Annotated in this window: 12 protein-coding genes and 1 pseudogene; 8 read left to right on the top strand and 5 right to left on the bottom strand. The window is 69.1% G+C overall.

What is annotated here, in order from left to right:
* The 3 genes from AW272_RS21040 to AW272_RS42210 all read right to left on the bottom strand — a co-directional run bounded on the left by AW272_RS21040 (window position 1) and on the right by AW272_RS42210 (window position 2,166).
* Window positions 1–1,005 carry a LacI family DNA-binding transcriptional regulator gene (locus AW272_RS21040; protein WP_066367745.1) on the bottom strand — a complete coding sequence of 335 codons (1,005 nt, stop codon included), beginning with the start codon at window positions 1,003–1,005 and terminating at the stop codon, window positions 1–3.
* A gap of 186 nt (window positions 1,006–1,191) precedes the next feature.
* Complete coding sequence (locus AW272_RS21035) at window positions 1,192–1,929, bottom strand: haloacid dehalogenase type II (RefSeq protein ID WP_083958516.1); 738 nt, start codon at window positions 1,927–1,929, stop codon at window positions 1,192–1,194.
* A gap of 60 nt (window positions 1,930–1,989) precedes the next feature.
* A complete protein-coding gene (locus AW272_RS42210; protein ID WP_157518681.1) occupies window positions 1,990–2,166 on the bottom strand; it encodes a protoglobin domain-containing protein in 177 nt (58 codons plus the stop codon).
* Window positions 2,167–2,372: 206 nt separating this feature from the next.
* Here AW272_RS42210 and AW272_RS21030 point away from each other — a divergent pair, with 206 nt between their 5' ends.
* The 3 genes and pseudogenes from AW272_RS21030 to AW272_RS45650 all read left to right on the top strand — a co-directional run bounded on the left by AW272_RS21030 (window position 2,373) and on the right by AW272_RS45650 (window position 3,785).
* Window positions 2,373–3,143, top strand: coding sequence for an ArsR/SmtB family transcription factor (locus AW272_RS21030; protein ID WP_066367744.1), 771 nt, complete (start codon window positions 2,373–2,375; stop codon window positions 3,141–3,143).
* 40 nt (window positions 3,144–3,183) lie between these two features.
* Window positions 3,184–3,504 (top strand): annotated as a pseudogene (locus tag AW272_RS21025) (GNAT family N-acetyltransferase); the annotation flags it as partial.
* Between the two features lie 155 nt (window positions 3,505–3,659).
* Window positions 3,660–3,785 (top strand): hypothetical protein, encoded by a 126-nt coding sequence (locus tag AW272_RS45650; protein ID WP_275527305.1) that lies wholly within the window; start codon window positions 3,660–3,662, stop codon window positions 3,783–3,785.
* 39 nt (window positions 3,786–3,824) lie between these two features.
* Here AW272_RS45650 and AW272_RS21020 read toward each other — a convergent pair whose 3' ends face one another.
* On the bottom strand, window positions 3,825–4,727 hold the full coding sequence (locus tag AW272_RS21020; protein WP_066367742.1) for a LysR family transcriptional regulator: 903 nt from the start codon (window positions 4,725–4,727) through the stop codon (window positions 3,825–3,827).
* A 95-nt stretch (window positions 4,728–4,822) separates the two neighbouring features.
* Here AW272_RS21020 and AW272_RS21015 point away from each other — a divergent pair, with 95 nt between their 5' ends.
* From AW272_RS21015 to AW272_RS21000, 4 genes are all read left to right on the top strand, one after another.
* Window positions 4,823–5,593, top strand: coding sequence for a class I SAM-dependent methyltransferase (locus AW272_RS21015; protein ID WP_066367736.1), 771 nt, complete (start codon window positions 4,823–4,825; stop codon window positions 5,591–5,593).
* Window positions 5,594–5,777: 184 nt separating this feature from the next.
* The gene (locus AW272_RS21010) at window positions 5,778–6,353 is read left to right on the top strand and encodes a hypothetical protein (protein ID WP_066367734.1); all 576 of its coding nucleotides are present in this window, start codon (window positions 5,778–5,780) and stop codon (window positions 6,351–6,353) included.
* 10 nt (window positions 6,354–6,363) lie between these two features.
* Complete coding sequence (locus tag AW272_RS21005) at window positions 6,364–7,452, top strand: sensor histidine kinase (protein ID WP_066367949.1); 1,089 nt, start codon at window positions 6,364–6,366, stop codon at window positions 7,450–7,452.
* A complete protein-coding gene (locus tag AW272_RS21000) occupies window positions 7,449–8,090 on the top strand; it encodes a response regulator (RefSeq protein ID WP_066367732.1) in 642 nt (213 codons plus the stop codon). Before AW272_RS21005 ends, AW272_RS21000 begins: the two co-directional genes overlap by 4 nt.
* A gap of 116 nt (window positions 8,091–8,206) precedes the next feature.
* Here the strand turns inward: AW272_RS21000 and AW272_RS20995 are convergent, their stop codons facing one another.
* Window positions 8,207–9,121, bottom strand: coding sequence for a hypothetical protein (locus AW272_RS20995; protein WP_066367731.1), 915 nt, complete (start codon window positions 9,119–9,121; stop codon window positions 8,207–8,209).
* A 152-nt stretch (window positions 9,122–9,273) separates the two neighbouring features.
* Between AW272_RS20995 and AW272_RS20990 the strand changes: the two genes are divergently transcribed.
* A partial coding sequence (locus tag AW272_RS20990) for a VWD domain-containing protein (RefSeq protein ID WP_157518680.1) occupies window positions 9,274–13,821 on the top strand: 4,548 nt, incomplete at its 3' end.

The following is a 13,821-nucleotide window of genomic DNA, read 5'->3' as shown; positions in this document are numbered from 1 at the left end:
TCAGCACAGCGCCGCGGCGTCGGTGCTCTGGCGGGTGATGAGCCGGACGGGGAAGTTGCTCAGCCAGGTGGGGGCCAGGTCGCCGTCCAGGAGCGCTCGGGTGGCGGTGGCCGCCATCTCCTCCACCGGCAGGGCGATGGTGCTCAGGGGCGGGTTGGCGCAGGTCGCGGCGATGCTGTCGTCGAAGCCGATCACGGCGACGTCGTCGGGGATCTTCCGTCCGATGGCAGTGATCGCCTGTACGGCGCCTGCGGCCATGAGGTCGCTGGCCACGAACATGCCGTCGATGTCGGGATGCTGTTCCAGCAATCGGGCCGCCGCCCGATATCCGCCTTCGCGGGTGAATGCGCCGTTGGCGCTGAGGTCGGGCATTCCGGCGTCCTCGATGAGATCACGATGGCCGTGGCGGCGGCTGGTGGCGCACGCGTTGATCGAGGGCCCGTGGATCGCCGCGATCCGGCGGGCGCCGATCCGGTGGAGATGGGCGAGCGCGGTGTAGGCGCCGCCGGTGTTGTCCGAGGCCACCAGGGGGACCATCGGCGCCGGGGTGTTGAGCGAGACCACGTGCGGGCACTGCCGCCAGAAGCGCACCGCCAGGTCGGAGGTGACGTTGACCAGGACCGCCCCGGCCGTCGTCCGCGCCACCGCGTCGATGAGCTCCCCCGCCTTGTCCAGGGAGGCGACGTGGATGCGCAACTGGACATCGGTGCCCGCCAGTGCCGTCGTCATCCCCGCGATGACCCGGCCGAAGTAGGGGTGCCCGCCGATCCAGACCAGGTCGGGCTCGTAGTTGATCACGACGAGATCGATGGCCATCTGCCGACCGGACGCCAGCGCCCGCGCCGCCGGATCGGGCCGGTATCCCAGCGTTTGAGCCACCTGGGCGACCAGGGCCCGCGTCCGGGCGGAGGAGCCGGGCATGTTGTTCATCGCCCGGGACGCCGTGGCCCGTGAGACACCGGCCTCGCGTGCGACGTCCTCAATGGTCGGTTTGCGGTGATGCATGCCTCGGGACTATAGGAGCGGAAGCGCTCTCTCTTCTACGGGCAGAGCGCTGATTCACACCGCGACGCAGTCCACCTCGATGTCGAACTACCGGCTCAGGGCGCGGTGCATCCGGCGCTGAGATGTGTCCGCCTGCCGAGGACGTGCTGGGCACGCACCGGCAGGTGGACGAGGCGAACCGGGGTTCTACTGACGCCAGCGCGCGATGAGCTGGTCGGCCAGGACCGACAGGTCCGGCGCGACCAGGTTGGGCTGGGGCAGTGAGGCCACCGGCAGCGGCGCGTTGCCCGGCCGGGTGATCAGCCCGGCGGTGTAGCCGGCGCTCTGGGCTCCCACGGTGTCCCAGACGTGGCAGGCGACCATGAAGCACGACGACGGGGGCACGCCCATCTCCTGGTCCACGAAGTGGTAGACCTGCTGGGCGGGCTTGTAGGCGCGGGCGGTCTCGACGGTGAACTGCCGCTCGAAGAACGGCGCCAGCCCCGCATGCTCCAGCGGGCTCTGCCCGCCGGGGTTGGACGGTGAGTTTGTCAGGGTGACCAGCCGGAACCCGGCGTCCTTGAGCTTGGTCAGGCCGGGCTCGACGTCCGGGTGGGCGGGCATGGTCAGCATCGCCTGTCTGATGTCCTCGATGTCCTCCTTGGCGATCTCGACGCCGTGGACGTCGGCGACCATCCGGAGCAGTCCTTGGCCGAGGGTGAAATAGTCCTCCCACAGGCCGGACAGGGTGGTCGTCATCGAGTACATGATCAGGTGGCCGAGCCATTCGCGCATGACCCGGGCGTCGCCGAAGATCTTCTCGAACAGCGGGTTCATCGACTCGAAGTCGATCAGTGTCTCGTTGACGTCGAACACGAGCACCTGGGGTTCGACGCCGATCCACTCCGTGCCGGCGCCGGTGGGCGTGGTCAGGTTGTAGTTCATCGTTCCTCCCCTTGGTGATTCCCGGTTGTCTCTGGCGATTTCCGGGTTGTCCGGCGTGGTTCACCAGTCGGCCGCGTCGTCGACGTAGGGCCGGGTCCACACGGTGACGTGCAACATCACCGATTTGGTGAACGCGGCGTGCATCCGGTCGACCTTCTCGGCCTTGGCGCCGCCGGCGGCCAGGTACTCCCGGGCGGTGGCGATGACCACCGCGGTGAAGGCCAGCAGGTAGCGCATCGGGATGTGGTCGAGAGAGTCGGCGTGATCTGTGGCGTTCTTCTTGGCCGGGGTGTGCCGCAGCCTGATCTCGTGCTCGCTCCTCCTGTGCTATTTCTGACCCCTCCCCATCACATGTGTCGCCAATCGGTGCTTTTCGGACATCTAAACTGTAATCCGGCGACCCTTCCATGACCGTCGAAGCGTTGTCGTTCTAACCTGGAGATATGGGACAGCTATCGACCGTATCTACCGCGGCCGGCGGCGATGCCGACATCGCCGTGATTGGCGCGCTGGTCGCCGACCCGGCGCGGTGCCGGATCCTGCTCGCCCTCGACGACGGGCGGGCCCTGCCGGCCGGTCATCTGGCCGCGGAAGCCGGGATCAGCGCAGCCACCGCCAGTAGCCATCTGGGCAAGCTGACCGACGGCGGGCTGGTGATCGTGGAGGCTCGGGGCCGCCACCGCTACTACCGCCTGGCCGGACCCGCGGTCGCCCAGCTCATCGAGGCCCTGCAGCGGCTCGCGCCTCCGCAACCCGTACGCTCACTGCGGCAGGACACCCGCGCACAGGCACTGCGGCAAGCCCGCACCTGCTACGACCACCTGGCCGGTCGTCTCGGCGTCGACATCATGGCCGCGATGATCGACCATGGCCATCTGACCGGCGGCGACGGAACCTTCGATCCGGCCTCGGCCCGGCAGGACCGGCCCACCGGTTACGGCCACGACATCGGCTACGCCCTGACCGACTCCGGGCGGAATCTACTCGCCGACCTCCACGTCCAGATCCCGCCACGCCGCCCGCTGATCCGCTACTGCGTCGACTGGAGCGAACAGCGCCACCACCTGGCCGGAGCCCTCGGCCGCGGCCTGCTGGACCGGCTCACCGAGGCCCGCTGGATCCGCAGGTCCGAGGCGACCCGCGCGATACGCGTCACCGAGGCCGGACACCAAGGGCTGCGCGAAGTCTTCGGCATCGACCTCACCTCACCGTGAACGAGGTCACCCGTCACCGCAGCAGCCTCGAAAGGATCACGACATGACCGACGAGATCACCGTGCGAGAGAACACCGCCGCACAAACCTACGACGCGCTGATCGCCGACCGGGTCGTCGGCGCCATCGTGTACGAGGACACCGACTCCCGCAGAGTGTTCACCTCCACGATCGTCGAACCGGAATTCCGCGGCCGGGGCATCGGCTCCGAACTCGTCCGAATCGCCTTGGACGACATCAGGGCCAAAGGCGTGACCTTGACCAACCGTTGCACCTTCACGGCCGACTACATCGCGGCCCACCCCGAGTACGCCGACCTCATCGATCCCGCGCACCCAGGACTTCCGCGCCGCCGCCATTGACGATCCGAGCCCCGCGGCACGGCTCACCGTCGATATTTCGGCCGATGCCTTCGCGCACAAGGCCAGTGCGTCCTGCTGAGCGTTTCGCAGGGCAACACAGGTAGGTGATCCGGGACGGTGTCTGGTGCACATCGCCAGCGATCGCTCCACCGGGGGTGGCGTCCTATCACGTCAACCTGGCCAACGGCTCGGTGCGGGTCGAGGTCTGGAGCGCGATCGGCTCCACCACGACCAACCTCGGGATCGGCAACCAGAGCGTCCTCCGACTGCCTCTCGCATAACCGCTGACGGTGGCGGGCCGCACGCGCGACCCGCCGCCATCACCGTTGGCGGCCTTTCACGAGGTCGGACGCGACGTCGACGGCGATCTCGATCGCTCGGGCCGCGAGGGGAGAGTGGGTACGACCGGCCCGCCAGTGCAGGCAGACCGCACGCGCGGGAACGGCCGGTCGCAGCTCGTGGACGCGGAGCCGTTCGTCCGACTCGACGCCGGCGGCGTGGATGGCGAGCCACGGCAGCACCGCCGAACCCATCCCGGCCCGCACCATCGACAGCAGCGTCTCGTTGCCTGACGTACGGAAGACGATTTTCGGGTTCACGCCGGCGCGGGTGAACGCCTCCTCCATCCTGGGCTGGTCGCAGGTCGACGGCCAGGCCACCAGCGGTGCGCCGTCGAGCCAGCCCAGCGGGACGGAATGCTCGTCGAAGGTGCCGCGCGCGGCCACCAGCAGGTAGGGATCGTCGAGCAGCTTGACATGCTCGACGTCGCCGTTGAGGGGGCCGTCGTAGAACAGCAGGTCGAGATCGCCGATCTGCGGCGCCTCCGGCTCTTCCTCGGACAGCCGGATGTCGCTGCCGGGGTGCTCGTCGCGCAGCCGGCGCACGAGGAGCGGCAGGATCACCGTGGACACGCTCTGGAGAGTGCCGATGTCGATCCGGCCGTCGCCGGCCTTGAACCGGTCGACGGCCTCGGCCAGGGCGGCCGCCTTCGCCAGCAGCTCGCGTCCGTGCTCGAGGACGACGGCGCCGAGCGGGGTGATCCGCACCGGTCTGGGCCCACCCGGCCGATCGAACACCGGTCCGCCGACCGACCTCTCCAACGCGGCGATCTGCTGGCTCACGGTCGACTGGGTGTAGCCGAGGCGGACTGCCGCCCGGCCGAACGAGCCCTCCTCGGCGACGGCGGCCATCGCGGCCAGATGCCTCAGTTCGAGATCGGTCACGGTTTCCAGCGTATTCCCAGCCATCGTTCTGAGCGATCAATTCAATCGGAAACCATCGCTTTTCACGATGGCCCTTGGCTCGTAGCGTGGCTGGCATGACCGATCTGTTCGACTACGACGCGGAGTTGCGTCTGCACAACGAACTCTTCCGCGCCGCTGCCCGTGTCGGCTCGCATGACCGGGTGCTCGACATCGGCTGTGGTACGGGGCAGTCCACGCGCCAGGCCGCCCGCGCCGCCGTCACGGGAAGCGTGGTGGGCGTCGACCTCTCCGCGCCGATGCTCGAACGGGCCCGCCGGCTCACTGATGACCAGGGACTGGCCAACGTCACCTACCAGCAGGCGGACGCTCAGGTTCACCGCTTCCCATCGCCGCAATTCGACCTGTGCATCAGCAGGTTCGGCGTGATGTTCTTCGCCGACCCGGTCGCCGCGTTCACCAATATCGGGCGCGCGCTGCGCCCCGGAGCACGCCTCGTGCTGCTGGTCTGGCAAGATCGCGACCGCAACGAATGGGCCTCCGCGATCCGCCAGAGCCTCACCGGCGCAACAGACACCCCCGGCGGCGGCCCAGGCCCGTTCTCGCTGGCCGACCCGACCATCGCGCGAGGCATCCTGGCGGCGGCGGGCTTCACCGACGTCAGCTTCACCGATGTGCACGAGCCCGTCTACTACGGCCCGGACACCGCCACCGCCTTGGACAGCATGCTCCGCCTGCTGAAATACGAAGACCTGCTCGCCGACCTCGACACCGAGACGGCCGAGCGGGCCCGCGCGCGACTACGCGCCACCCTCGCCGCCCACGAGACCGACAGTGGCGTGTACTTCGACTCGCGCGCCTGGATCATCACCGCCCGCCGTCACTGACCACCGCCCTGGCGGCCGGGGTGGTGGTGATGTGGACATGTTGGCCGTCTTCCTCGACTTCGCGGGCAACCGCTGGGACCTCCTCGGGTGCCGCACGGCACATGACGTCGCCATGACCGGCGGCACTTATCCGGGAAAGCCACTACTCCTACCGTCGGAATCCCTTCGGTCAAGGAGTTCCCGTATGCCCTCTCCCCTTCTTCGGTTCGGCGTCGTCTGCGGCGTCATCATGGGCCTGTCGGTCGGCGTCCCCGGCGCCGTCGAGGCGTTCACCGGCGAGACGACGATCACCAGCCTCGTCATCGGTCTGGGGGCCGCCTTCGGGCCGCCCGCGCTCACGGCTTTCCACCTGCGGCAGAGCGAGGTCTCCGGCCGGTTCGGCGAGGTCGCGTACGCCGTCAACATGATCGGCCTCACCCTCTTCGCCGGCATCGCCTTCGCGCTCAACCTGGTCGTCTTCTTCCTCGACGACGTGGTGACGCGGGAGCTGCTCCTGGGGCCCACGAGGATCGTCCTGCTCGGCGGGACGGCGGTGTTCGTGGTCGGCACGGTCCTGTTCTCGGTGGCGATGCTGCGCGCGGGCGTCTTCCCGCGGGTGCCCGCCGCCGGGTACGGCATCACGCTGACGGCGCTGGCGGTCGGCGCGTCGTTGCCGGACAGCGCGCTGACGAGTCTGCTGCACGTCCTGGTCGCCGCGACGCTCATCTGGTTGTCGCTGTCGGTGCGGGGATCAGTGCGGCAGTATGCGGACCGACCGTAGTCTTTCGGGCATGGCCCTGTCCCGTCCGGTGCCGTGGGTGTCGCCGGTGCTCTACGGCGCGGTCCTCGTCGCGGGTCTGTACGCCTGGCTGGCCGGGCTGGGCGACACCCGGCCGGTCCCGTTCGTGGCCGGGCTGGCGGCGCTGGCCGTCCTCGACCGGTGGGAGCGCCGGATCGCTCCGGTGCTGCTGCTGGCCCTGCGGGTGGGGTTGTTCACGCTGGTCGCGTCCGCGGACGGGGCCGGGCTGTCGCGGGTGTTGTTCGTGCTGGTGCCGTTCACGGCGTACTTCGCGTTCGGGCGGACGGTCTCCGTGGCGCTCGCCGTGGGGTGTGTCGTGGTCTTGGCGGCGGTCGGCACGATCCTGGACCCGCACTGGCTCGCCGACGCCGGGCAGGTCTCCGACCTGCTGATGTTCTGCGTGGGGCTGGTCCTCGCGGTGACCATGGCGGCGGTGGCGGCCGAGGAGCGCCGGGCGCGGATGGAACTGGCCGCTTCGGCGGCGGCGGTCGCCGAACTGTCGGCCACGGCCGAGCGCAACCGGGTGGCCAGGGACATCCACGACGATCTCGGGCACCACCTGACCGCGATCGTGGTGCTGCTGGAGAAGGCCACCGCGTTCCGTGACCTCGACGCCGAGGCGGCCGATCGGGCGGTCGCGGACGCGCACGGCTCGGCGCGGCGGGCGCTGGAGGACGTGCGGCGCTCGGTGCGTACTTTGCGCGAGTCCTTCAGCCTCGAAGAGGCCCTGTCCGCCCTGGTCGAAGGCCAGACGGATGTGGTTTTGGAGTTCTCCGGCGAGGAGGGCGGCCATGATCCGGCGGCGTTGCGGGCCCTCTACCGGGCCGCGCAGGAGGGCATCACGAACGCCCGGCGGCACGCCCGTGCCAGGCGCGTGTCGGTCGCCGCGTCGTTGGACCCGCGGGGCGCGGAGCTGGTGGTCAGTGACGACGGGCGGGGCTTCGCGCCCGAGAGCGAGGGGTACGGCCTGCTCGGCATGCGCGAACGGGTGGAGCTCGCCGGTGGCCGGGTCGACATCGGCAGCCCGCCGGGCGGGGGCACCCGGCTGACCGTCACCATCCCCCGGAGGAGCGCGCCGTGAGCGACGAGCCGGTGCGGGTGCTGGTCGTCGACGACCAGGGGCTGATCAGGGAGGCCATTGCCTCGCTGCTCGGCGTGCAGCCCGGCATCACCGTGGTCGGCACGGCGGCCGACGGCCATGAGGCGGTCGAGCAGGCGGTCGCCATGCGGCCCGACATCGTGCTGATGGACGTGCGGATGCCGCGGATGGACGGGGTGCGGGCCGTCGCCGCGCTCCGCGACCGCGCGCCGGAGATCCGGGTGGTCATGCTGACGACGTTCGACGACGAGGAGTACGTTCTCCAGGCCCTCCGCGCGGGCGCCACCGGCTATCTGCTGAAAGACCTCCCGGCACGGGAACTGGCGGCGGCCGTGCGGCTCGCGCACGCCGGGGTCACCCAGCTCGACCCGGCGGTCACCGCCCGCCTGGTGGCGGCCGGCGGCGCCCGTGCCCCGGAGGCGCGGGTGCCGCTGACGGCACGGGAGCTCGACGTGCTGCGGCTGCTGGCCGGCGGGGCGTCCAACCGGGAGATCGCCGACCGGCTCTACCTCAGCGAGGGCACGGTGAAGAACCACATCTCGCGCATCCTCCAGCGGCTCGGCCTGCGCGACCGCACTCAGGCGGCGGTCTACGCCCACGACCACGGCCTGCTTCCGTGATCCTCACGGGGAGATGCCGGGGTCGCAGGCGCGGACGACAGCGGTCGACATGAGGCTGCCGGCCTTCGGCGACTGACGCGGCGACGCGGCCTGGTCAGTGGTCAGCCGGATCGGATCTATCCGTCCACGGCGTCGGCGATGACGCCGGGCGCCAGATGGATCAGGTCGGCGTTGACTCTCGGCCGGTAGGTGAACAACGGTCGCCGGTCCTGGCCGTCGAGGTCGGTCGTATAGAACTCGCTGGCCTCCGCCGTTGGATCCTCGTGGTCGGCGAGCTCTTGGAGATGCCGCGCCCCCACCGCGCCCCACACCCGTCCGGTCAGCTCGGGCGTGGCCCGGACCGTGCCGGCACGGGGGTCGGCGACGAAGCGCCGGTTCAGGTCGTCGTACTCCTCCCGGTAGAGGAGCTGGTGATCGCTCGCCCAGCTCGCCGAGGTCGCGGAAGCGATCGTCGTGATCGGGTAGGACGCCAGTTCCCGCCCCGTCTCCGCCTCGATGACCGTGGTGGACAGCGCGTCGTCGTCGTTCTCCTCATCCCAGGTCAGGTACGTCACCGCGACCAGCCGGCCGTCGGGTGACCAGCACACGCCACACTCGAAACTCGCCGCCCCCACGGCCGACCAGACCCGTTGCCGCTCGCCGGTGGCCGGATCGAGCAGGCTCACCACCGCGAGGTTCGGTTCGGCCCCCTCGTCGCCGGTGAGCACCGCGACAACCGTGCCGTCGGGAGAGAAGGCCGCGTGCCGGTCGTGCTCGAAATCGGGGTCGGGGCTGTCGAACCAGCGCGTCTCGCCCGTGGCCAGAACCCGCACCCCGACCCCGTTCCCCGTCGAGGCCGTCAACAGGAGAAGGGCGCCGTCGTGGGACAGCGCCCGCATGCTCCTCCCCTCCGGCGGCGCGGGCAGCAGGACGAACTCCGCGCCGTCGAAAGCGACGGACTTGCCGTTTTGTGCCTCGATTATGAGCGCCGCCCGGTGAATACGCCGTTCCGTGAGCGAATCCCAGGAGAATTCCGCAGGATAGCCCGCCATAATCACCCTCCGTCATGGCAGTGGCCCGTTTCGTCAACGCATTGACGCGCTGGCAGGCAATGTGGCCCGTGTGGTAGATCCCTTTCAACGGGGCGAATTTTAGCAGCGTCATCACTCCTGTCATCTTGGTGCACTTCTGGTTTGGGGAACCCATGCGGCTCAAGACCGTGCAGATATTTGTCGTCGTGTTATCCCTGGTCGCCGGGCTGATCGTGCCCAACGGGCCAATAGGACAGGCACCATCCGCCTATGCCGCGGTTCCGTGTACGAACGACTCCAACTCGAACGTTCCGGCGACCCAAGGTGACACGCGTTGTGTCAACGGCACGCTCGCGAAAACCAGGGCGCGTATTCAGAAGGGCCCCGGCTGCCTGCTCGGCAGGCTCAACGGCCCGGTGCAGCTCTACTCGAAAGACCAGTGCGGGCACAACGGCCAGAGCGGGAACGCAGGGGTCGAATACATCGGCCAGGCCCGAGCCATCTCCTATCTCCACGAGAAGATCACGGGTAGCGCTCCGACCGACGGAATCCACCCCAATCTTCAGTGGGAGACGACGTTCGGACTGGCGCGGCCGGACATCATCTTCTACGACCACACCCTGACCTCACCCGCGGCCCAGCCCTACGTCCAGATCATCGAGGCGAAGGTCGCCAGCAACTACAAGCCTGGCGACTGGAGCAAGCAGGTCAAAAAGCACATCAAGGCGATGACCGACCGGGGCATGACCAACGTTGGGCTCGGCAACGCGCTGCGCGACTACGTCGACTACTTCTGGGTCAACTTCGGCTGCGGCAAGGGCGAGATCGGTTTCCGGACCCAGGCCTACACGGTCACCTCCCCGCAGGACGGACTGCTGCTCATCTCCCTTTCTGGGGAGGTCAAGATATGCAAGAAGCCGACGCCCGGCCAGCCGGTCGAGCCGCTGCCCGATCCGCTTCCCGTTCCCACCCCGGTTCCGGTGCCCGTCCCGGTTCCGCAGCCCTGGCCGGTGCCGGTGCCCGACCCGATCCCGCAGCCGGTCGTCGACCCCGGGGTCATCACCATCGTCACCGCGGTCGCGGTCGCGCTGGTCTACATCCAGTGGACCATGTTCTGGGGGAATGTCACCGACTTCTTCGACTGGCTGCGCGGGCTGCGGTACTCGAAGGTCTGGGGTGAGCCGCACCTGATCACGATGGACCGGATGGCCTACGACATGCAGTCCGTCGGCGAGTTCGTCCTGGCCCAATCGGACAGCCACGATCTGCGCATCCACGCCAGGTTCGTCGAACGGCGCGACAACGTGTCGATCATCGATCGGGTGTCCATGTTCGTCGACGACCACGTCGTCGAGATCGGGAACAACCTCCTCATCGACGGTGAGCCGGTCACCCTGGCCTCCGGTCACGTGGCCCAGCTGACGGAGACCGCCGGCGTCATGCGCGACGGCGGCAGCTACTACGTGTTCTGGAACGGCATGGACGGCGGCGTGTTCCGCTGGGACGGCGACTGCTGTCACGCCGGGCTGGCCTTCGGCGCCGAGCCCCCAGACGACCTGGTCGGCCTGCTGGGCGACGCCGACGGCAACCCGAACAACGACCTGAGACTCCGCGACGGCACCCAGCTTCCCGCCAACGCCACCGCGACCGTCATCCACGGCCAGTACGCCGACTCCTGGCGCGTCTCCAACGACGAGTCGCTGTTCACCTACGGACCCGGGCAGAGCACCGCGACCTTCACCGACCTCGCCTTCCCCTCCGAGATCGTCACCGTCCACGACCTGACCCCGGAGCAGATCTCCGCGGCGAGCGCCTACTGCCAGGGCCAGGACGTGCCGCCGGGCCCGGTGTTCGACGCGTGCGTCCTGGACATCGCCCTCACCTCGGATGCCAGTTTCGCCGCCATGGCGGCCGAGCAGGTGACCACCGTCGTGGACCCGCTCACCGCCACGCTCGACACCCAGGGCAACCTGGCCGTCGACTTCCAGTCGGCCACGATGCCCAAGAACCTGCGCCCGGCCCGCGTATCGCAGGACCCGTCGACCACCGCCTTCGCCGGGCCGTTCAGCGGCACCGACTCCTACCGCTTCTACGTGCAGCAACTGCCCTCCCATCTCGGCGGCACCCTGGCCTTCGACCTGCTCACGGTCGGCAACTGGACCTCGGACGGCGACGTCGAGAAGGTGACCGTGCGGACCGACCGGGAGGATCCGGTCACCTTCACCCCGAGTGAGCTGACCCCGGTCTCCACGGGAACCCTCGCCAGCGGGCAGCCCTTCGCGAAGTACCGGGTGAGCCTGCCCTACGACCATCAGGACACCCAGATCGAGTTCACTGTGGACGCCACCGGCGTCGCCGGCATCTCCAACCAGGCATTCGGCGTCGACAACGTCCAGCTCACGATGCCGATCGTGCCGCCCCAGGCCTTCCCGGTCGCGCTGCCGCTCGAGGTCTCCGGCGGAGAGCCGGTGGCGGGCGCGGGCAATCTGGAGACCGTCGTCTCCATGGACCAGTACCAGTTCACCCTGGCCCAGCCCGGCGCGCTCTACGTCGACGTCAAGAACTGCCCCGACCTCAAGTGGACCCTGCTCAACGGGAGCGGGACGAGCGTCGCCAGCGGTTACTGCTCCGACAAGGAGATCAGGAACCTGCCCGCCGGGTCCTACCGCCTCAACGTCCAGTCGCAGGGTGACGACAGCGGCCCCTACGCCCTGGCCGTCACCCCGATCCCCGCCGACGTGTCCGTGCCGATCACCGTCAACGGGCCGCCGGTCGAGGTGGCCCTCACGGGAGCCGGGCAGAACGGCGCCTGGACCTTCACCGGCGCCGAGAACCAGCGCCTGTTCTTCTCCTTCACCGGCGGCACGTTCGGCGGCAGTACCAACGCCGACATCAGCCTCCGGAAGCCCGACGGGACGGTGCTGAAGAGCACCGTCTACTGCGGCGGCACGTGCTTCATCGACCCGACCACGCTGCCGGTCGCCGGGACGTACACGATCACCTTGAACCAGCAGGGCACCGCCGTCGGCGAACTCACCGCGGCGATCACCACCGTCCCGGCCGACGTGACCCTGCCGGTGCCGACCAATGGCAGCGCCACCCCGCTGACCACTGTCGCCCCCGGCCAGAACGGGACCTGGACCTTCCCCGGGACGACCGGCCAGCGCATGTCCTTCCGATTCACCGCAGGCACCTTCGGCAGTTCGCTCAACGCCTCCGTCCTGGTACGCAAGCCCGACGGCAGCACCCTCGTGGGCCGGACCTACTGCGGCCAGACCTGCTCCATCGATGTCACCCCGCTCCCGGCCGACGGGACGTACACGATCCTGCTCGATCCGGCCGCCGAACTGACCGGCACCCTGTCGGCGGGCGTGCTGGAGGTCCCCGCCGACGCGTCGGCCACAGTGACGGTGGGCGGCCCCGCCGTGCCGCTGACCACGACGGTCCCCGGCCAGAACGGCGTGTGGACCTTCGCCGGCCTGGCCGGCCAGAACGTCTCGTTCGGCTTCACCGGCGGCTCGTTCGGGAGCATCGTCAACGCGACGGTCTCGGTGCGCAAGCCGGACGGGGCGACCCTCATCAACACGGCCTACTGCGGCACGTCGTGTTCGCTGACCCCGGCGATCCTCCCGGTGGACGGCGACTACACGATCGTGCTCAACCCGTCCGGGAACCAGATCGGCAGCCTGACGGCGAAACTCGACGTCGGCGACGTGACCAAGGACGTGACGGTGGGCGGCCCCGCCACCCCGATCTCGCTGACCTCACCGGGACAGAACGGCCGGTGGAGGTTCGAGGGCGCCGCAGGCCAGCAGGTGTCGTTCGGTTTCACGGCCGGAACCTTCGGCAGCAGCCTCAACGCCACGGTGTCGGTGAAGAAGCCTGACGGTTCGTCGCTGATCGCCCCGGAGTACTGCGGCACATCGTGTTCGTTGCTCCCGGCGACTCTTCCCGTGGCGGGGGTGTACACAGTCGTGCTGGTTCCCGCGGGCGCGGTCACGGGTTCGTTGACGGCGAAGCTGGACGCCGGCTACGTCGTCCAGAATGTGGCGGTGGGCGATCCGGCTTCGACCATCACGATCGCCTCTCCGGGCCAGCACGGCGCGTGGAAGTTCTCCGGTGTCGCGGGCCAGCAGGTGTCGTTCGGTTTCACGGCCGGAACCTTCGGCAGCAGCCTCAACGCGAGAGTGTCGGTGAAGAAGCCTGACGGTTCGTCGCTGATCGCCCCGGAGTACTGCGGCACATCGTGTTCGCTTCCCCCGGCCATTCTTCCTGTGGACGGTGTCTACACCGTTGCTTTGGTTCCCCAGGGTGCCAGCATCGGCGCGATGACCGGGAAGTTCGACGTCGGCTACGTCACCCAGAACGTGACCGTCGGCGGGCCCGCCACGACGATCACCATCGCCTCGCCCGGCCAAAACGGCCACTGGAAGTTCACCGGCCAGGAAGGCCAGCAGGTGTCGTTCGGGTTCACCGGCGGGACCTTCGGCAGCAGCCTCAACGCGAAAGTGATGGTGAAGAAGCCCGACGGTTCGACACTGATCGCCTCGGAATACTGCAGCACCGCATGTTCGCTTCCCCCGGCCACCCTTCCCGTGGACGGCGTCTACACCGTCGCTTTGGTCCCCCAGGGCGCCAGCATCGGCGCGATGACCGGGAAGTTCGACGTCGGCTACGTCACCCAGAACGTGACCGTCGGCGGGCCCGCCACGACGATCACC

This window comes from Herbidospora mongoliensis (assembly GCF_001570545.1).
GTDB lineage: Bacteria > Actinomycetota > Actinomycetes > Streptosporangiales > Streptosporangiaceae > Herbidospora > Herbidospora mongoliensis.
This window is presented reverse-complemented; position numbering and strand designations above follow the sequence as displayed.